Annotated in this window: 15 protein-coding genes; 5 read left to right on the top strand and 10 right to left on the bottom strand. The window is 74.0% G+C overall.

All coding sequences use genetic code 11. The features are described 5' to 3' along the window. Positions 1-61: 61 nt before the first annotated feature. From OG994_RS14805 to OG994_RS14845, 9 genes are all read right to left on the bottom strand, one after another. Entirely contained in the window at positions 62-1,294 is a 1,233-nt protein-coding gene (locus OG994_RS14805; RefSeq protein ID WP_328853585.1) for a metalloprotease, read from the bottom strand. Further along, positions 1,291-2,337, bottom strand: coding sequence for a thiopeptide-type bacteriocin biosynthesis protein (locus tag OG994_RS14810; RefSeq protein WP_328853586.1), 1,047 nt, complete (start codon positions 2,335-2,337; stop codon positions 1,291-1,293). The genes OG994_RS14805 and OG994_RS14810 overlap by 4 nt, the downstream gene beginning before the upstream one ends. Further along, positions 2,334-5,102 (bottom strand): lantibiotic dehydratase, encoded by a 2,769-nt coding sequence (locus OG994_RS14815; RefSeq protein WP_328853587.1) that lies wholly within the window; start codon positions 5,100-5,102, stop codon positions 2,334-2,336. The genes OG994_RS14810 and OG994_RS14815 overlap by 4 nt, the downstream gene beginning before the upstream one ends. A gap of 91 nt (positions 5,103-5,193) precedes the next feature. Continuing rightward, complete coding sequence (locus OG994_RS14820; protein WP_328853588.1) at positions 5,194-6,918, bottom strand: SagB family peptide dehydrogenase; 1,725 nt, start codon at positions 6,916-6,918, stop codon at positions 5,194-5,196. A 10-nt stretch (positions 6,919-6,928) separates the two neighbouring features. Continuing rightward, entirely contained in the window at positions 6,929-8,887 is a 1,959-nt protein-coding gene (locus tag OG994_RS14825; RefSeq protein WP_328853589.1) for a TOMM precursor leader peptide-binding protein, read from the bottom strand. 95 nt (positions 8,888-8,982) lie between these two features. Further along, entirely contained in the window at positions 8,983-9,168 is a 186-nt protein-coding gene (locus OG994_RS14830) for a thiazolylpeptide-type bacteriocin (protein ID WP_120331700.1), read from the bottom strand. 76 nt (positions 9,169-9,244) lie between these two features. Next, on the bottom strand, positions 9,245-9,460 hold the full coding sequence (locus tag OG994_RS14835; RefSeq protein WP_328853590.1) for a hypothetical protein: 216 nt from the start codon (positions 9,458-9,460) through the stop codon (positions 9,245-9,247). A gap of 184 nt (positions 9,461-9,644) precedes the next feature. Continuing rightward, complete coding sequence (locus OG994_RS14840) at positions 9,645-9,827, bottom strand: hypothetical protein (RefSeq protein ID WP_088993325.1); 183 nt, start codon at positions 9,825-9,827, stop codon at positions 9,645-9,647. 53 nt (positions 9,828-9,880) lie between these two features. Then, the gene (locus OG994_RS14845) at positions 9,881-12,061 is read right to left on the bottom strand and encodes a TOMM precursor leader peptide-binding protein (protein WP_328853591.1); all 2,181 of its coding nucleotides are present in this window, start codon (positions 12,059-12,061) and stop codon (positions 9,881-9,883) included. A 510-nt stretch (positions 12,062-12,571) separates the two neighbouring features. On the opposite strand from OG994_RS14845, the gene OG994_RS14850 reads away from it, so the two are divergent. From OG994_RS14850 to OG994_RS14860, 3 genes are read left to right on the top strand one after another with little or no spacing between them, the layout of a single operon-like run. Then, positions 12,572-13,498: an ABC transporter ATP-binding protein gene (locus OG994_RS14850; RefSeq protein ID WP_328853592.1), complete on the top strand. Its 927-nt coding sequence runs from the start codon at positions 12,572-12,574 to the stop codon at positions 13,496-13,498. Beyond that, positions 13,495-14,337, top strand: coding sequence for an ABC transporter permease subunit (locus OG994_RS14855; RefSeq protein ID WP_120331697.1), 843 nt, complete (start codon positions 13,495-13,497; stop codon positions 14,335-14,337). The genes OG994_RS14850 and OG994_RS14855 overlap by 4 nt, the downstream gene beginning before the upstream one ends. A gap of 17 nt (positions 14,338-14,354) precedes the next feature. After that, a complete protein-coding gene (locus OG994_RS14860) occupies positions 14,355-14,576 on the top strand; it encodes a hypothetical protein (RefSeq protein ID WP_120331696.1) in 222 nt (73 codons plus the stop codon). A 67-nt stretch (positions 14,577-14,643) separates the two neighbouring features. On the opposite strand, the gene OG994_RS14865 is transcribed toward OG994_RS14860, so the two are convergent. After that, positions 14,644-15,672, bottom strand: coding sequence for an extracellular catalytic domain type 2 short-chain-length polyhydroxyalkanoate depolymerase (locus OG994_RS14865; protein WP_240033212.1), 1,029 nt, complete (start codon positions 15,670-15,672; stop codon positions 14,644-14,646). A gap of 206 nt (positions 15,673-15,878) precedes the next feature. Here OG994_RS14865 and OG994_RS14870 point away from each other — a divergent pair, with 206 nt between their 5' ends. After that, on the top strand, positions 15,879-16,034 hold the full coding sequence (locus OG994_RS14870) for a hypothetical protein (RefSeq protein WP_158610175.1): 156 nt from the start codon (positions 15,879-15,881) through the stop codon (positions 16,032-16,034). Positions 16,035-16,238: 204 nt separating this feature from the next. Next, positions 16,239-17,453, top strand: coding sequence for a low temperature requirement protein A (locus tag OG994_RS14875; protein ID WP_158610174.1), 1,215 nt, complete (start codon positions 16,239-16,241; stop codon positions 17,451-17,453). The last annotated feature ends 149 nt before the right edge of the window (positions 17,454-17,602 follow it).

The following is a 17,602-nucleotide window of genomic DNA, read 5'->3' on the forward strand; positions in this document are numbered from 1 at the left end:
GCGCCTGCCTTCCCCCCTCTCCCCCGCCGAAACCCGCACACCAGCGGGGTGGGAGCACGGGTCAGGCCTCGGCCTGGGTGGCGTGGCGGCGGGAGCGGCGGGCGACGACGGCGGCGAGGGCCAGCAGGAGGACGGCCTCGGCGACGAGCACCGCCACCGCGGGCCCCGGCCCGATCCAGCGGGCCAGGGACGCGTACCAGAACCGGACCAGCAGGGTCAGCACGGTCGCCGCGAAGACCACCGAGGCGATCCCGTAGACGGCGTGGACCAGCCGGTCCCGGCGGCGGTAGCCGGCCACCGCGGCCGGGCCGCCGCGCAGCAGCCGGCCCCAGAAGGCGTACGTGTCGGCCCGCAGGTCGGCGAGGTTCAGGGCGTGGCTGAGCATGTAGTAGCCGTCGAGGCGCAGGAACGGCACGAGGTTGAGCGCGGCGGTGGCGGTGCCGAAGAGCAGCATGGTGCCGGCGAGGTCGTACAGCACCCCGGGACCGGCCCAGATCCGCACGGCGGCGAACGGCACCAGCGCGAGCAGGCTCACGAACACGCCGGCGAACGCGGTGGCGACCCGCCGCCGCGGCGTGAACAGCACGATGTCGTCGACCTTGCAGTACGGGGCGAGCAGCGGGAACCGCCACATCACGCCGATCTCGCCGACCCGGCCCCCGAAGTGCCGGCAGGTGAGCCCGTGGGCGCACTCGTGCAGGAAGACGATCACCCAGGTGATCACGACGGCGGCCACGATCGCCGCGAGCGGGCGGTGGCCCCGGCCGACCCCGTCGACCAGCTCCGGCAGGTGCAGCGCCACGTACCCGACGAGGGCGAGCACGGCCGCCAGCGCCGGCGCCACGAACCCCCAGCCGAACAGCGGACGGAGCCGGGGCAGCAGCCGGTCGAAGAGCGGGTCCGGGTCGAAGAGCGGGAACCGGGCCGACAGCGGACGCCGGCGGTGGCGGGCCGCGCCCTGCGCCGCCGACTCCGTGAGCCGGGCCAGGGCCGCCGGGTCGGTGGCGCCGTCGAGGAGCTGCCGCTGGTGCAGCATGCCGAACAGCTGCTGCCAGTTCTCCGGCCCGAGGCGCCGCCGGTACGCCTCCGCGTACTCGGCCGCCAGGTCGTCCAGCGTCCGGGTGCCGTCCATCCGGGAGAGCAGGAAGTGCTCGCGCGGGCCGATCCGGTAGAACCACCCGGTCTCCCGGTCCTTCACGTGGTGCACGAGCCGGCCGCCCCGCCACTGGCCGGGGCCGAGCACCACGTTGGCCCGCAGCCGGGGCCGGGCCCACGTCGTGTCGACGGTGGTCACCGCGCACCGGCCGGGGCGTCGTCGCGCAGGGCCGCGGACATCAGGTAGGCGAGGTAGATCTCGTCGAGGATGCTCACCCCGAGCCGGTTGTTGGTCATGTGCACGTACGAGCTGAGCAGGATCGGCAGCGCCGCGTCGAGGTCGGTGACCGCGGCGGGGGGCGAGTCGCCGCGCTGGAAGACCAGCTCGCCCCGGAGCGTGGCGGCTTCGACCCGGTCGCGCAGCTCGCGGCAGTGGGCCCGCCAGCGGCCCTCGACCCCGCCGGGGCTCACGTCGGCGTCGCCCCGGGCGGCGGCGCGGATGTCCGCGAGCCGGTTGCGCAGCGCGGCGTCCATGCGGCGGTAGCTGGTGTCGAAGCTCGCGTGGTACTCGTCGCTCGGCTCCGAGTAGGAGACCTCCCAGAACCGGCGGTACTGCTCCAGGAAGTCGGCAATGCGCCGGTCGTCGTCGAGGAACACCGCGCACATCATCATGGTCAGCTGCGCGGAGAGCCCGAGCAGCACCGGCCGGACGTGCACGTTCGTGGTGGCCAGCAGGTCGAGGACCACGTCGCTGGAGTGTGCGAAGTGCCACTCGGCGATCTCGATGCCGGCCGGCCCGCCGTAGCGGCCGTACTCCCGCTCGTACGGGATGTGGTGGAAGCTGTTGTTCGCCCGCATCGGCATGACGCCGTCCGGGCCGTACTCCTCGTCCCAGCGCGCCTGGCCGTACTCGGCGAGGAACATCTGCTTGTAGAGGTCGCCGAGCCCTTCGCTGTCCACCTCGTACAGCGCGGGGCGGCGACGCAGGAACGCGGCGACCGCGTCGTCCACCCGGGCGCGCACGAGGTCCGGGTCGACGCCGGGCGCCGGCAGCACCCGCAGCCGCACGTGCGGCCCCTCCATCCAGTACTTGATGAAGAAGTACCGGCTGATGAGGCCCTCGTCGCGCAGCGCGTCCACGAGCGGCCGGACGCCCTCGACCAGCATCGGGTTGGCGTTGCTGGCGTAGAAGACGTGCACGCTGAGCCAGCCGTGGTCGACCGGCGAGGGGTACTCGGTCATCGTCCGCTCCCATCGGCGACACCGTTGAGTTCGACGGTGAGTTCGGTGACGTACGTGCCGGACGCGGCGCGCAGGACCTGCTCGTCGCGGCCCGGCAGCATCTCGGTGAGCACGAGGCGGCTGCCCGCCGCGCGGGCCGTCGTGTCCAGCAACTGCACGGAGAAGTGGCTGTCGAAGTCCACGTAGAGGGGCTTGTGGTCGGGCCGGGCGCCGGCCGCGGCCGGTGCGGTCCCCTCCTTCTCGGCGGGCGCGAGCCGGGTGCCCTCCGGGGTGGCGAAGACCCGGCGGGGCAGGTCGTGCTCCCGCCGCCACCGCTGCCAGGCCAGGAACCAGTCGGCGTCGCCCTGCCCGGGCGTACGCGTGGGCAGGCAGTCCGGGTGCAGCTTCCACATCCGCCGTTGCAGCACGAGGTCGCCGTGCACGACGCGCGGGTAGCCCACGATGCCGCGACCGGGCAGCGGCACCTCGGTGCCCGCCCACAGGTCCGGCTGGGCCATGCCGAGGTAGGCGAAGGTGAGCAGCACCTGCTGCACCTCGGGCAGCGCCATCGGCAGCAGGAAGCCGAGGTAGACCGGGATGACCTCGGCGTCGAGCCGGCGCGAGCGCAGCAGCAGGCGGTCGGCCACCGGGTCGTGGACGACGCTCAGGTCGTCCATGTGGATCTGCTCGGCCTCGGGCCGGAAGCTGATCTCGCCCGGGCAGACCAGCTCGTACGGGGTGACCGCCGGGTGCAGGTTCAGGTTGGTGGCGTCGTAGCCGCCCTTGAGTTCGGCGAGCACCGCGCCGGGCGGCTGGAGCCGGGCGAGTTCGGCGCGCAGCGTCCCGGCCAGGTCCTCCTCGGCGAAGAGGTGGGCGAACCGGGAGAAGAGCAGCGTCATCCCGGAGTAGATCCGGTTGACCACCACCCGGTGCCGCCCGCCCTGGTCGGCGAGTTGGAGGAAGAACGACCGCGGGTCGAGCGTGCCGAGCGTCCGCGGCACCATGGCGGCCACGTCGGTGAGGAACGACTCGTCGAGGACCAGTTCCTCGGCGCCGGAGGGCAGCCGCCGGTACGCCTCGTTCATCCGCCGGGCCACCTCGATCCGCGCGTCGTCGAGCGCGGTGATCTCCTCCTGCCGGAACCAGTTCTCCTGCCGGACGTACCGGTTCTCGGCGTCGAACGCCCGCCGGCGCATCATGCGGCCGGTGTAGTGCTCGAAGAAGTCCTGCTGGAACTCGTGGGCGAAGGTGAGGACGTCGTCGCAGCGTCCGCCGTCGCCGTAGCGGGCCCGGAAGAAGCCGCGGGTGGCGAGCCGGCGGGGCAGGTTGACGTCGAACACCGGCATGACGGCGGCGAGCGCCCGCAGGCCGGGCAGCACGTCACGCTCCCAGCGCGCCCGGTCGGCGGTGACCGGCGCCCCGGTGCGCAGGGTGGCGTCCTCGTAGAGCAGGGTCCGCGGTGCGGGCACGTCCGGGCGGCCCAGCTCCCCGTGCGCGGCGACCAGTTCGTCGCGGATCCCGTCGAGCGCCCGGCGGCGTCCGTCGACGTCCAGGTCCGGGAAGCCGGAGGCGAGCCGGTTGGCCGCGTCCACCCGCGCGGCGAGCCGGTCGGCCCACTCCCGGCCGATCCGCCGCAGCGCCACCCGGTACTCCTCGACCGGGTCCTCGGCGTGGATGTCCAGGTGCAGGTTCGGCACGACGAGCAGGCCGACCCGGAGCAGGTGGTGCAGGTACTGGGCGATCTCGTCGGCGGGGCGGGCGTCGGTGGTCAGCTCGGTGACCAGGTCGGCCAGCCGGCGTACCCGGCCGCCGTCGAGCGCGGCCAGGATGTCGTGCAGCACCCGGCCGGTGGGCAGCACGAAGAGCGACTCGTGGATCGACTCGAGGGTGATCGCGGCGTCGCCGTCCTCGGAGCTGGTGCGGCGCCGCCGCAGGTAGCGCAGCCGACCGTGGCTGATCCGCCAGCCGCTCGTGACGGTGACGGGCAGGTCGGCGCGCAGCGTCTCGTCGGCGAGCACGATGGCCGACAGCCGGCCCAGCGCGGCCAGGTTGAGCCGGGCGCGGGCCCGCTTCGCCGCCGCGCCGCCGGCCGGTACGACGTGCAGCAGCGAGCCGGTGCCGGCGTCGGTGAAGGTGCCGAGGTTCACGGTGGTCAGCCGGCTGAACGGGCTGGTCTTCGTGGCGGTGCGGTAGGCGTACTCCAGCAGCGACCGCTCGACCCGCCGGGCCCGCTTGCCGAGCGGGCCGGTTCCGGCCAGGTAGCCGGGGAGGTAGCGGTCCAGCGACGGGGAGGCGAGCAGGATGCCGCCACGCAGGTCCGGGTCGTCGGCGAGGCCGCGCAGCACCTCCCGGCGCCGCGCCAGCTCGTCGGCCAGCACCGCCGGGCCGGCGGCCAGCTCCCGGTGGTACGCGGCGAGCGTCTCCAGCCAGCGCGCCAGGTCCGCGTGGGTCCGCGCGCCCAGCGCCTCGACCGGCCACTGTGCGGGGTCGGCCGGGCGGGGCGGGCGGAGGTTGAACACGTCCCGGCGGAGCCGGATGAGCCGTTGCCGGAGCCGGTCGTCGGTGAGGTTGCGGGCCACCGCCGTCTCCAGCGCGTCGGCCAGCTCCCGCCCGCCCGTCCGCAGCCGCTCCTCCAGGTCGAGCACCCGGCGCGCCCACTCGGCGCTGCGCGGGAAGGCCAACCGGTCGGCGACCTCGATCGGCAGACCGGCGGTGCGCAGCATGAACACCTCGGGCGTGCGCCACGAGACGGCGGTCGCCGGGGGTGCGGGCAGGGACACCGTCACGGGTCTCTCCTTCGTCGCGGGGTCACGGGTCGGGGGTGTGGGGGCCGTACCGGGCCGCGCGCGCCCGCTGCCCCGCGTCGGCGGTGGGCGTTCACAGCCGGTACACCAGGTCGGCGGCGGTTTCCGGATGCCGCCCGAGGAGCAGGAAGAGCACCGTGCGCTCGTCGGTGCCGTCCAGCCCGAGGGCGGTGTTCATGGCCACGTTGTCGAAGCCGAGCACGGCCCCGCAGCCGAGACGCTGGGCGGTGGCGGCGCAGTAGACGCGCTGCGCGACCGTCCCCACCTCGGCGTTGAGGACCCGGTAGCCGCGCGGGCCGAGGGCGTCGAGCACCGCGTCCGGGCGGCCGGAGATGGCGAGCACCGCGCCGACCTGGTCCATTGTGTAGTTGGTGAGGAAGTACTGCCGTTGCAGGAAGGCCGACATGCCCTCGTCCGGCTCGGGCCCGGCCGGCAGCAGGGCGTGCCGGCGTGCGCAGTAGGCGTAGCCGCCGGCGGGCAGCCCGTCGACGTGGTTGGCGAACACCCAGAGCCGGGTGAGCGCCGGCCCGCCGTCGGGACCCTTGACGTCGGCCGGGTAGCGCCGGCCGGCGGCGGCGAAGGCGAGCGTGGTGGCGAGGTCGGCGGCGGTCAGCTCGGGCGGCCGGCGGAACCGGCCGAAGCTGCTGGTCCGGGTGGTCAGCACCGTCGACAGCGGGCGGTCGAGCCGGTCCAGCCGGGCCTCGGGCAGGGCGACCGGTTCGCCCGGCAGGTCGCGCGGCGTGGCCGCGTCCACCGTGCCCGGTGCGGCGGGCGCCGCCGCGGCGCGGTGGACGGCGGTCACGGCGGGGAACTCCCGTACCCGGCGGGAGCGTTCGAAGGCGTGGTACCGGACCCGGGCCCGCGACCCGCCGGTCGCCGTGGGAGCAGCGGGCCCGGCGGCCGTGGCCGCGGCCGGCCCGGTCGCCGTGGCCGCGGCCGACTCGGGCGCCGTGGCCGCGGCCGACTCGGGCGCCGTGGCCGCGGCCGACCCGGGCGCCGGCGTGCCGCCGGCCCAGTCCAGCGGTACGACCGCGAAGACGCTCTCCTCGTCGCTGTCGAGCCCCAGCAGCCGGTCCAGGGGCGCCGGGTCGAAGCGGAGCAGCCGGCGTACGGAGGCGCCGAGCGCCGGGGCCAGCAGGTCCCAGGAGCCGAGCAGGGCGCCCAGATCCTGGGTGACCACGTGGTAGCAGAAGCTGTTGTACTTGAACGAGTTCTTCCAGAACCGGATGGTGGCCAGCAGGTAGCTCGCGCCGGGCCCGGGTGCCTCCCCGTCGGCACCGGCCACGTCCAGGGCGGCGCGTACGGTGCCCGTCAGGTCGCCGGGGAGCAGGCGTTCCAGCACGTGCGCCCCGGTGTGGTAGTGGTGCACGCCCGGCAGCAGCGGCCCGCCCGCCCCGCACACGAGGTACAGCTCCACCGGGTACATGCCACCGCCGGACGCGGTGCCCCGTCCCCAGACGGCGTGCTCGAAGTGCGCCCGCTTGGCCGCGTCCTGGTTCCAGTTGACCGCCAGGCGCCGGTCCAGCACCCCGTACGACAGGCGCAGCAGCGCCGCGAGCCGCGGCAGCGACCAGCCCGTGACCGGCGGCAGGTGCTCCCCGGTGTGCAGGTCGCGCAGGCTGGGCAGCGCCGGCGGGTCGGCGGGCAGCGGCAGCCGGGGCGCGCCCGGGTAGCTCTTGTGCCGGGACGGCTGGTCGGCCCAGTCCACCTCGTAGTTGAGGGGCTCCATGGGAACGCGGGCGCGGCGGAACACCGCCTCGGTGTAGTCCCGGACGACCTCGCGGGCCTCCTGCTGCATTTCGGTGCTCCTAGGGGAAGGGGTGCGGGTGGGGGTTGCGGCCGGTGGCGCCGAGCCCGTCCGGTCCGTGCCGGCCCCGGGCCAGGTACCGCTCCAGCCGATCGCTCCACAGCACCCGCTGCCGTTGCCAGCCGAAGTCGATGGGCACCAGCGCCGGCGCCACCACCGCCATCGTGTGGATCCCCGCAATCTCCTGCTCGGGGCACGTCTGGTCCACGGCGACCACGTCCCCGCCGAGGCCGGCGATCAGCCCGGCGAGGTACTCGGTGTCGGCACGGAGGTCGTCGTGGGCCGGGCGGGTGGCGAGCCAGTCGCCGTACAGCTCGGCCATCGAGCGCCGGGGCGGGTCGTCGAAGAGGAAGGCGGCGTGCCGGGCCATCTCCGGCAGGCCGTAGAGCAGCGCGTGATGGCTCAGCTCGGTCACCTTGGTGTAGTCCCGGACCATCTCCCGCAGCTCCGGCTCGCTGGCGGCGACGCGCTCGTCGAAGCCCGGCACGTAGGAGGCGGTCTCGCACAGCGCCGCGCGGACCGCGTCGTCGGGGTCGAGGCTCGCGCCGGCGGCGAAGCAGAGCTGCCCGAGACCGCCGTCGCGCTTGACCGCCACCGCCGTCACGACCGGCACCGGCAGGTCGGCCCGGGTGTCGAAGAGGCGTACGTCGTAGCCGAGCAGGTCGACCCGGTCGAGCATGAAGTGCACCCGCTCGTCGCGGCAGCTGGCCGGGTCGATCTCGGCCAGCCGCGCCGAGCCGTACCAGGCGAGCAGGAACGCGTCCCGCTCGACGAGTTCGAGCATGCCGTGCAGCAGCGCCTCCTCGGGGCAGCTGCCGCTGGCGCAGCCGTTGGAGCACTCCTGGACGAACTTGCGCTGGTCGGTGCGGCGGTCGAGGTAGTAGACGAGTTGCTCGGGGACGAGCCTCGGCCGGCGGTCGCGCAGCGACCACCCCCACACCCAGTGCATCGGCTCGTCCGGCGAGTACGGGGCGTAGTAGAGCCCGTGGCCGTGGTAGAACGCCGGGTGGTAGCCGAGGCCCGCCGGGTCCAGCGCGTCCGGTGCGAGGTTGGCGTAGCTGTCGAAGACCTCGGTCCGCTTGGCCCGCGGGAACTGGCCGGCATACCGCTCCAGCCCCTCCAGCAGGGCGTACGTCTCGCTGCCGCCGTAGCTGTTGGCGTGTCCGCTCCACCACATCTCGTGCAGGTCGTAGCGGCTGCGGACCCGGAAGTACCCGCTCACCGGCGCGGTGGCCGTGGCGTTGTAGGCGCGCAGCGCATTGCCGCCGAGCGCCCCGGCGACCGGGTTGGCCAGCGCGGCCACCGGCAGGTCCAGCTCGTCGGCGGCCCGCAGCCGGTACGTCGTCGGGCTGGGCTTGGGCCGGCGGGTGAGGGTGAGCACCGCCGCCTCGGCGGTGTCCGGGCGCGGGCGCGCGCAGGCCGGGCACTCGGAGTCGGCGAGCACCTCGACCACGCTGGTCTCCAGCGTGTCCATCCGGAGCTGGTGGACCCGACCCACTCCGGGCCGGACGGGTGCCGGCCGGCACGCCTGCCGCAGCAGGTCCCAGAGCGCCTCGACGGCGAACGGGGTCAGGTGTGGCAGCGGAGCCACCACGCCGACGCGGGCGCCGTGCTCCAGGGCGTGTCGTTCCTCGCGGAGCCGGATGGCCTGCCAGCGGCGCTGGACGCAGAGCGGGCACGGGCCGGGGTGCCGGTCGGTGTCGCCGGACCAGCGGGGGCCGACCAGCGCGGTCGCGCCGTGCAGCCAGATGGGGACGACGTCGCCGGTGAGGCCGTCGCCCGTGTCGGCGTACGCGTCGGCGAGCCCCAGGGCGGCGATGCGGACGGTGACCCCGGCCGGCGGCGTGTCGGGGTCGGACGGCCGCTCCGCGCGGTCCGGGAGTCGCTCGTGGAACGCCTCGCCGAGCTGCTTGAGACTGGCGTCCCAGGCGGTGGAGGTGGTCCGGACGTCGACGATCATGCGGGTTCACCTGTCTGGTCGCTGCGGTGCGGGGTGTGGGGACCGGGGCTCCCCGCCGGCGTGGCTCGCCGGCGGGGACGGTTGCGGTGGGACGGTCAGCCGCCGCCGCATCCGGTGCTGGTGCTGCTGCTGCAGCAGCTCGACGTGCTGCAGCTGCAGCAGCTCGAGCACGAGCAGCTGGAGCTGGACCAGTCCATGACCATGGCGTCGATCGCGTCGACGTCCTCGATCTCGAAGGTCTCGCTCTCCAGTGCGCGCAGCTCCTCGGTCAGTTCGGGCATCTCGTCTACCTCCCTCCGGGGGTGTCCGGGCCCCGCCACCGCACGTCCGTCCGGATCGGCCGTGCGGGGTCGTGGCTCAGCTCGTGCTGCTGCAACTCGACGAGGTGCAGCTGCAACAACTGGACGTGCTGCAGCTGGAGCAGCTCGAGGTGCTGGTGCTGCTGCTGCAGATGTCCATGAGGTCGGCGGTCAGATCCGCGATGTCCTCGACCTCGAACGTCTCGGCCTGCAGTTCGCGCAGTTCGCTACGGACCGAGTCGGGCAGTGTGACGGCTGCCAGGGGTGATGTCACGGGCCTCTCCTTGAGCCGCGGTCGGTGCCGGTTCCGGTCGGGTCCTGTCCGCACCACCACGGTGGTTCCAGCGGAGGCGCGCGGGGCTACTCGCCGGTGTCGGCCGGCGGCGGATGGTGCGTCGTGCGGTGGTCCCACCGGGACCGGGTCTCGTCAGCGTCGGGGTTCGACCCCGGTCACCCGGTCAGCCGCAGCTGGAGGTGCTGGTGCTGGTGCTGCAGCAGCTCGACGTGCTGCAGCTGCAGCAGCTCGAGCACGAGCAGCTGGAGCTGCTGGCGGCGAGCGCCTCGCCGCCGTCCTCGACCTCCTCGATCTCGAAGGTCTCGGTCTCCAGCTCGCGGAGCTCGTCGTTCAGGGTGATCGGCATGTGTCCACCTCCTTCCACGGTGCGTGCCTCGCTCGGACCACTGACGTGGTGGCTCAGGCGGCCGTACGGCCGTCGGTGCGCAGCAGGACGACGCCGCTGCGGAAGGCCCCGGTGGCGCGGACGTCGCGGGTGGTCGTCTCGACCAGGAGTGCGCTCGTCCCGCGCCGGGCCAGCGCGGCCAGCACCGCCGCGCGGTCGGTGCGACCGCCCGCCGCCGGCGCGGCCCCGGACGGCTCGGCCCCCGGCGGCTCGGCCGCCGGCGACCCGGCCCCGGACGGCTCGGCCGCAGACGGCTCGGCCGCCGTGGCGGTGAGCACCACCGGGTCGAGGTCGGCGAGGACCGGCGCGCCGAGATCGGGCTCGGTGTTCTCGAAGTGCCGCACCTGGATGAGCCCCACCAGGTCGCGCAGGGCCGCCAGCCGGGCGGTCACCGGGTCGAAGCTCGCCGCGAGCCGCCAGTCGCGCCGGCCCCCGTCCGGCTCCTCGGTGACGGCGAGGACGGCGTACGCGGGCGCGGCGCCCGGCAGGACGTAGGCCGCGACCTGGCGGCCGAACCGGTGGGCCGCCTTCAGCACGAACGCCGTGTCGTCGTCGCCGGTCAGCTCCTCGTCGGCGAGGCGGACGAGGCCGGAGGCCCCGCGCAGGGCGGCGGTCAGCGCGCGGTAGGCGAGCGCGTCGGCCAGCCCCTGGTCGATCACGTCGTCGAGGCTGTCGGCGGCCACCGCGCCGGCCACCGTCGGTTCGGTGAGACCCTCGCCGTCGGCGGCCGAGGTCGGCAGCGCCGCCCCGGCGGGCACCCAGACGGTGCCCGTGCCGCCCAGCACCGTCGCGGGCAGCCAGCGCAGCGGCCGGTCCGGGTCGTACGCCACCGCGCCGGTCGCGGTGTCCAGCTCGGTCCACGGCACCGGGTGCTCGCCCCGGTCGGCCAGTTGCGCGGCGGTGGCCACGACGCCGGTGTCCGGGTCGGCGTACCGCAGGGCGTGGTCCCGCACGGCCACCCGGTAGGCGGCGAGCCGGGCGCCCATGACGGTGTGCACGTCGAACGCGGTCAGCTCGCGGGGCCCGCGCCGGCCGGGCAGCCGCAGGCGGGCCGTCTTCAGCGGCGCCTGTTCGAGCGGGTCGTCCACGAACCGGGTGAAGACCCCGGCGTTCGGTGACACGAGGGCCTGCGCCCGCTGGTAGGTCTCCTCCTCGGAGCCGGCGGGCTCGACCGGCCCGGCGACCGCGACGTCACGGCACACCGGGCAGGCCGGGTGGGGCAGCACCGGCTCGCGGACGGATTCCAGGGTGGAGCGGTCGAGCAGCAGCACGCCACCCGCGGTGTCCGCCGCCAGCGCCCCGGTGAGCGCGCGGAACACCTCGAACGCGGCGGCGTTGCCGACCATCCGCGCGGTCACCTCGGGCAGCGGCGCGGGCCGGTCGGGACCGGCGCCGAGGGCGAGCTGGCGCCAGAACTCGGCGGCCGCGGCCGGGTCGGCGCCGTCGGTGAGCCGGAGCTGGGCGCAGAACCAGCACGGGGTCGTCCCGGCGGACACCGCCGGACCGAGCACAGCACGGTCGTCGTCGACGACCACCGGGACGAGCAGCGGACCGTCCCGGTGGCAGGTGCGCGCCAGGTCGGCCAGCCCGCGAAGCCCGGCCCGGTCGGTGCAGAGCAGCACGGCGTCCGCACCGCCGGGGTCGACCGGTCCGTCGTGGACGCGGACCTCGGCGGCCAGCCCGTCGGCGCGCAGCTCCGCCACCTCGGCGCGCAGCGCGTCGGCGTACCGGGCGGGGTCGTCGTCGGGGTGCAGGTCCAGGTGCAGGCACCCGTTGCGGAGCAGGCCGCCCGCCGCGGCGAGCAGCACCGCTCCCCCGCCCCCGAGCACGACCCGGGCGGTGTGGAAGCGCTGGAATCGGCCGGTGGGGTCGTCGGCGAAGTGGTCGACGAACTCGATCTGCGGGGCGAACCGTCGGGCCACCGCCTCCGGCAGATCGGTGCGGCGCCCGGCGTCCTTGGCGAAGCCCCGGTCGAGCAGGGCGCGCACCAGGCTGACGACGGTCTGCCGCTGCCCCTGGTCCAGGGAGGCGGTGAGCTGCGCCAGCGTGTGCTCGCCGGTGAGGTAGGGGCTCAGCGTCGTCAGCCACCGGAACGCCGAGCGCCCCTTGATGAGGAACGCCGTGTCCGGACCCCGGAGGTACGCGCCGGCGGGCGCGTCCAGGAAGACCACGTCGTGGCGCAGTTTGGGCCGCATTTCCAAGGTCCGTGCACCGTCCGGTGGCAGGCTCATCCGGGCTCCTCGGCCAACGATCGTCATCGAATCGAAAGTGCCTTCATGCTGCCCAAGATCGATTGGTACGTCAACAGATTGTTTCGAGTCGGATAGTGGCAGAAGTGAATTGCACGGCAGTGAGCTGCGGCTAAGACAGGAACTGCGGCCGTCGATAGCCGAAGGCCCTTCCCGAGCCGATCAACCTCCGCTACCCTGTGGGCGTCGTCCGCGCCACCGCAGGTCAGGAGCGTTTACATCGTTGTCTCGCGAGGGCCGGCGCGACACCGGGGTGACGTCACCCCTCCGGCGTCGGTGCGGGTCCGCCGGCACTCGACGCTGTCGCCACAGTTAATTGACGGTACGCAATAAACGTCCGCGGCCGGAATTTGAAGGACTCTCGCATGAACGGTGCACGAAATCCCGTCGACGAGCCAGTGCGCACCTTCGATCGATTGCGGCAGTCCGTTGGGGAATGACCGTTTCGCCATCGAATTGCACGAGGTCACGAAGCGTTATCCCGGCGGGATCACCGCGGTCGACGACCTCGACCTGCGGGTCCCGCAGGGTGCGGTCTTCGGGTTCCTCGGGCCCAACGGCGCCGGCAAGACGACCACCATGCGGATGCTGGTCGGGCTCGTCCGGCCGACGTCCGGTCGCGTGTCGGTCCTCGGCCAGCCTCCGGGCACACCGCGCCAACTCGCCCGCGTGGGCGCCCTGATCGAGTCGCCGACGTTCTATCCGCACCTGTCCGGAGTGGACAACCTGCGCCTCGCCGCCCGGTACGCGGGCGTGCCCGACGCCGCGGCCGACCGCGCGCTGGCCGAGGTGGGGCTGACCGGGCGGGCGCGCTCGGCGTTCCGGACGTACTCGCTGGGCATGAAGCAGCGACTCGGCGTGGCCGCCGCGCTGCTCAAGGAACCGGACCTGCTGATCCTCGACGAACCCACGAACGGCCTCGACCCGGCCGGCGTCGCGGAGATGCGGGAACTGCTCCGCTCGCTGCGCCGGGACGGGCGCACCGTGCTGCTCTCCAGCCACGTGCTCGGCGAGGTGGAGCAGGTCTGCGACCGGATCGGCGTGATCAACCGGGGCCGGCTGGTCGCCGAGGGCAGCCCGGACGACCTGCGTGCGGTCCTCGGCGACGGGTCGCTGCTGATCGGCGCGGACCCCGTCGACCAGGCGGTCGCCTGCCTGCGCGGGCATCCCGCCGTCCGCGCCGTCGAGGTCGTCGACGGGCGGCTTCGGGTCACCGCCTCCCCGACGCTCGCGGCGGAGCTCAACCGCCGGCTCGTGGAGGCGGGCGTCGACGTGACGGAACTCCGGCCGGTGCGGCACTCGCTGGAGGAGGCCTTCCTGGAGCTGACCGGCCCGGACCAGCCGGTCCTGGCGGACGCGACGACGACGGGAGGCACGCGATGATCGCCTCGGTACGCGCGGCCTGGTTCGCCGACCGGAAACGGCCGGCGGTGTGGACGGTCACGCTCACCTGGACGGCCCTGGCCCTGGTCTTCGGCATCGGCGTCCCCTACCTCGTACACCTCACGCTGGCCGGCGACCCGGAGCAGGCCGACGCCGCCGCGTCGCTGCTGGACGGCGTACTGCCCGGCCAACTCGTCACCACGGGGATCGGGCTCTTCCCGCTCTTCGGCGGCGCGATCGTGGTGATCCTCGGGGCCCTGGTGGTGGGCAACGAGTACCGCTGGGGCACGCTGAACCTGATCTTCACGCAGCGTCCCCGCCGGTGGCAGGTGACGGCCGGCCACGCCGTGGCGCTCTGCGTCCTCACCCTGCTGCTGGCCGTCCTCACGTTCGCGGCGCTGGCCGCGGTCACCACCGTCATCGCGCTCGTCGAGGGGCGCGCCCCGAGCCTGCCGTCGCCGGGCAGGCTGGCCGCCGCCGTGGCCGCCGCCTGGCTCATCTGCACGGCGCACGCCGCGCTCGGGTTCCTGCTCGCCATCGCGTTCCGCAGCACCGCCACCGCCATCGCGGTCGGCCTGGTCTGGACGCTCGTGCTGGAGAACGCGGTGAGCGGGCTCGCCCTCGTGCTGAGCCCGCTCACGGCGGTGCGGAACCTGCTGCTCGCCCCAAGTTCGGGCGCGCTGGCCGGCGCGCTGGGAGCGCGGTCGCAGTTCGACGGCGGCACGCCGGGTGTGCTCGAATCAGGCAACGCCGCGCTCCCCGTGGCCGTCCTGCTGGGGTACGTGCTGGTCACGTTCGGGCTGGGTATCTGGCTCACGGCACGGCGGGACGTCGGCTGACCGGAAGGGGTGCCACCGTGGACTTTCTCCTCGCCTTCGCGCTGACCGGGTTGGTGGCCTGCGGCGGCTGGATCGCCTGGGGGCTCGCGCGCGGGTGGGCCCGCGCCCGCGACCGGCGTCACGAGCTGCGGCTGGCGCAGGCCCGGGCGGCGGCCGAGCTGCGCCAGGCCGAGATCCGGGAGATCGAGCTGGCCAACGAGACGTACCAGGACTTCGTCCGGCGCCACCCCGAGCGGTGACACGGCCGCGCCGGCCACGGCTGGCCGGGCCGGCGCGGGTCGGACGGCGTCCCCGTCGACGGGCGGTTCAGCCGTCGAGCCGGCGGACCATGTTCATGATCGTCTCGACCTGGGCGCCACCCTTGATCGGGTAGTTCGTGCCGCCCAGGTAGCCCCACCAGTCCCAGCAGCCGTTCGGGTTCACGGCCGAGGTGACGGCCTGCGGGTAGAGCACGATCATGTTGTTGGTGTCGGCGTACTGGTTGAGGTTGGCCCGGTCGACGAAGGCCGTGCCGACCCGGCCGTAACCCTGCAGACAGCCGTGGAGCGCGACCAGCAGCCGGCAGGACTGGCCGGCCGCGCAGGACGGCGGCACGTACGCGAAACCGGCGGTGTCCATGCTGAGGCCCGGCGCCCATCCGTTGACCGCGAAGCTGTTCTGGTCGAAGCGGATCAGCGTGCCACGCAGCGGCCCGGTGTTCGGAGCCTGCACCGCGCCGAAGAGCTTGCGCAGGAACGCGTTCTGCGGGTCCGTGCCGCAGTTGTTGAGAAACGGTGCGGCCGTGACCGTGCAGCCGCCCGTGCCGTACGGGGTCACCCAGGCGTGGCCGGCCGCCGAGCCGCTGTCGTACTGCACGCTCGCCCCGAAGTGCTGGTGGTAGCGGACCAGGTCGTCGGTGACCGACGTGCGCACGGTGGCGTCGGAGTTGCCGTGGAAGACGTACGCCGGGCGCGCGGCGAGGTTGCCCACCGGGTCGATCCAGCCGTACGACGCCCAGGTGCGGGTGTACGCCTCGAGGGTCGGCAGGTAGGTCGGGTAGACGTTGTCGCCACACGCGTAGAGCGCCTGGGTCACCGTGTTCTGCGCGCAGTAGTAGGGGCCCGCCGCGAAGACGGCCGACCCGCGGATCCGCCCCGAGTACGCCACCTGGAGCTGCGTGGCCATGTACCCGCCGGAGGAGACGCCCGCGACGTACACCGAGGAGACGTGGTAGGTGGGGAGCGGACCCGGCACCGGCGGGACGGTGTAGAGGGTGGCGGCGCGCGCGGCGCCCGCCGGCGGCAGCACGAGCAGCAGGCCGACGGCGGCGGCCAGGGCCTTCCAGCGAAGCTTCATGATGCACTCCTGTCGCCCGACGCCGGGAACGCCCGGCGTGCGCCGACGGTACCGAGACATGCATCACAGTCCATATGAGTGCGTCCCACACAACCGGCGGGTCCGCGGTGTCGCCGGTCGCCGGCAACTCGGGTGTCGGCGGGGCGGTCACGGGTATCCGGAGCGGGCCCGCGCACCGCGGGCGGCACACGGCAGCGGAGGGGCGGATGTCGCAGGGTTCCGACGAGCAGCACGAGCCCGTTCCGGACCGGCCGGAGCGGGCGGAGCGCCGCGAACCCGAGCAGCCCGCCGAGACCGACGAGGACGCGATGACCGACGAGGACGCCCGCGCGCGGGACACGGCGCCCACGGAGGAGTCCTGACCGGTCCCGGCGGTTTGCCGGGCGGCGGAACGGCGCCCGGCGGTTTGCCGGGCGGGCCGGCGGGAACGCGCGCCCGAGCAGCCCGGCAGAGCGAGGAGGCGTCCGTGACCGTTCCGGTATCGCACCCGCACGTCACCGGTGGGCGGACCTGATCCGGGCGGGGCCACCCCGCTGACCGCACCGTTGCGCCGCGGACTGCGGCCGGTGACCGAGCAGACCCGGGTCACCACGGCCGAACTCTTCTTCGACGTCGTCTTCGTCTTCGCCTTCATCCAGGTCACCACGCTGATGACCGGCGGGACGAACGAGTTGGGCGTGCTGCACGGGTTGCTCGTCCTGACGATGCTGTGGTGGTCGTGGTCGCTCTTCGCCTGGCTGGGCAACCGCGTACGCGCGAACTACGGCTGCGTGCGGCTGGTGCTGCTCGCGACGGTGCCGGTCATGTTCGTGCTGGCGGTCAACACCCGGGAGGCGTTCCGCGACGCGCCGGGCGGCGGCCCGTACACCCCCACCGTGTTCGTGGCGACGTTCTTCGTCCTGCGGCTCTTCTACCTCGCCCTGCGCCTCTACGCGTCCACGCCACTGCGGGCCCGCGACGCCGTGGCGCTCACCGTGCCGATGCTGCTGGCCGTCGGCCTGCTGCTGATCGCCGCCCGGCTGCCCGGATCTGGGCTGGACGACGCGACGGTGCGCTGGGGACAGGTGGCGCTCTGGGTGCTCGCGATCGGCGTCGACTACGGCGCCGCCCTGGCGCTGCCCGTACCCGAGCGGGCCATCTTCTCGGCCCGGCACTGGACCGAACGACACAGCCTGATCATCATCGTGGCGCTGGGCGAGGTGCTGGTGTCGATCGGCATCGCCGGCGCCGACATCCCGAACTCACGCGGCCTGATCGAGGCCTCGGCCCTCGCCGTCGTCGTCGCGGCGGCACTGGAGTGGATCTACCTCGACCTCTCCGCGCTCGTGGGCGAGCACGCGCTGCGGGACGCCGACCAGCACGGCCGGGTGGGCCTCGCCCGGGACGCGTACAGCTACCTGCACCTGCCGATGATCGCCGGGATCATCCTGCTGGCGGCCGGCCTGAAGCACGTGCCCGCCCTGGTCGGGGCGGCGCCCGCCCACCATCGCGGCGACCCGCTCGACGCGTTCGGCCGGTACGCCATGTACGGCGGCGTCGCGCTGTACCTGCTCGCCCACGCCATGTTCCAGCTGCGGCTGAACCGCCTCGTCCTGCCGGTGGTCTGGCCGCGGCTCGTCGCGGTGCTGGTCCTGCTCGTGATGGTGCCGTTAACCGCCCGGATCTCCGCCCTGGCGGCGCTCGGGTGGCTCGCGGTGATCTGCACGGTCACCGCGGTGACCGAGTTCGTGGTCAGCCGCGGTCCCCGCCACCACCTCCGAAACGCCCTGAACGAGGAGTGACACCCCCGCCCCCCGGGGGCCCAGACCCGCGTTGATCATGAAGTTATTGCCACGACACGCCGATGCCGATGGCAACAACTTCATGATCACCGGGGAGGGTGCGGGCCCGGGAGGGTGTGCGCCCCCCGGGGGTGGTGATGGTCACTTCA

Source organism: Micromonospora globbae (assembly GCF_036184225.1).
GTDB lineage: Bacteria > Actinomycetota > Actinomycetes > Mycobacteriales > Micromonosporaceae > Micromonospora > Micromonospora globbae.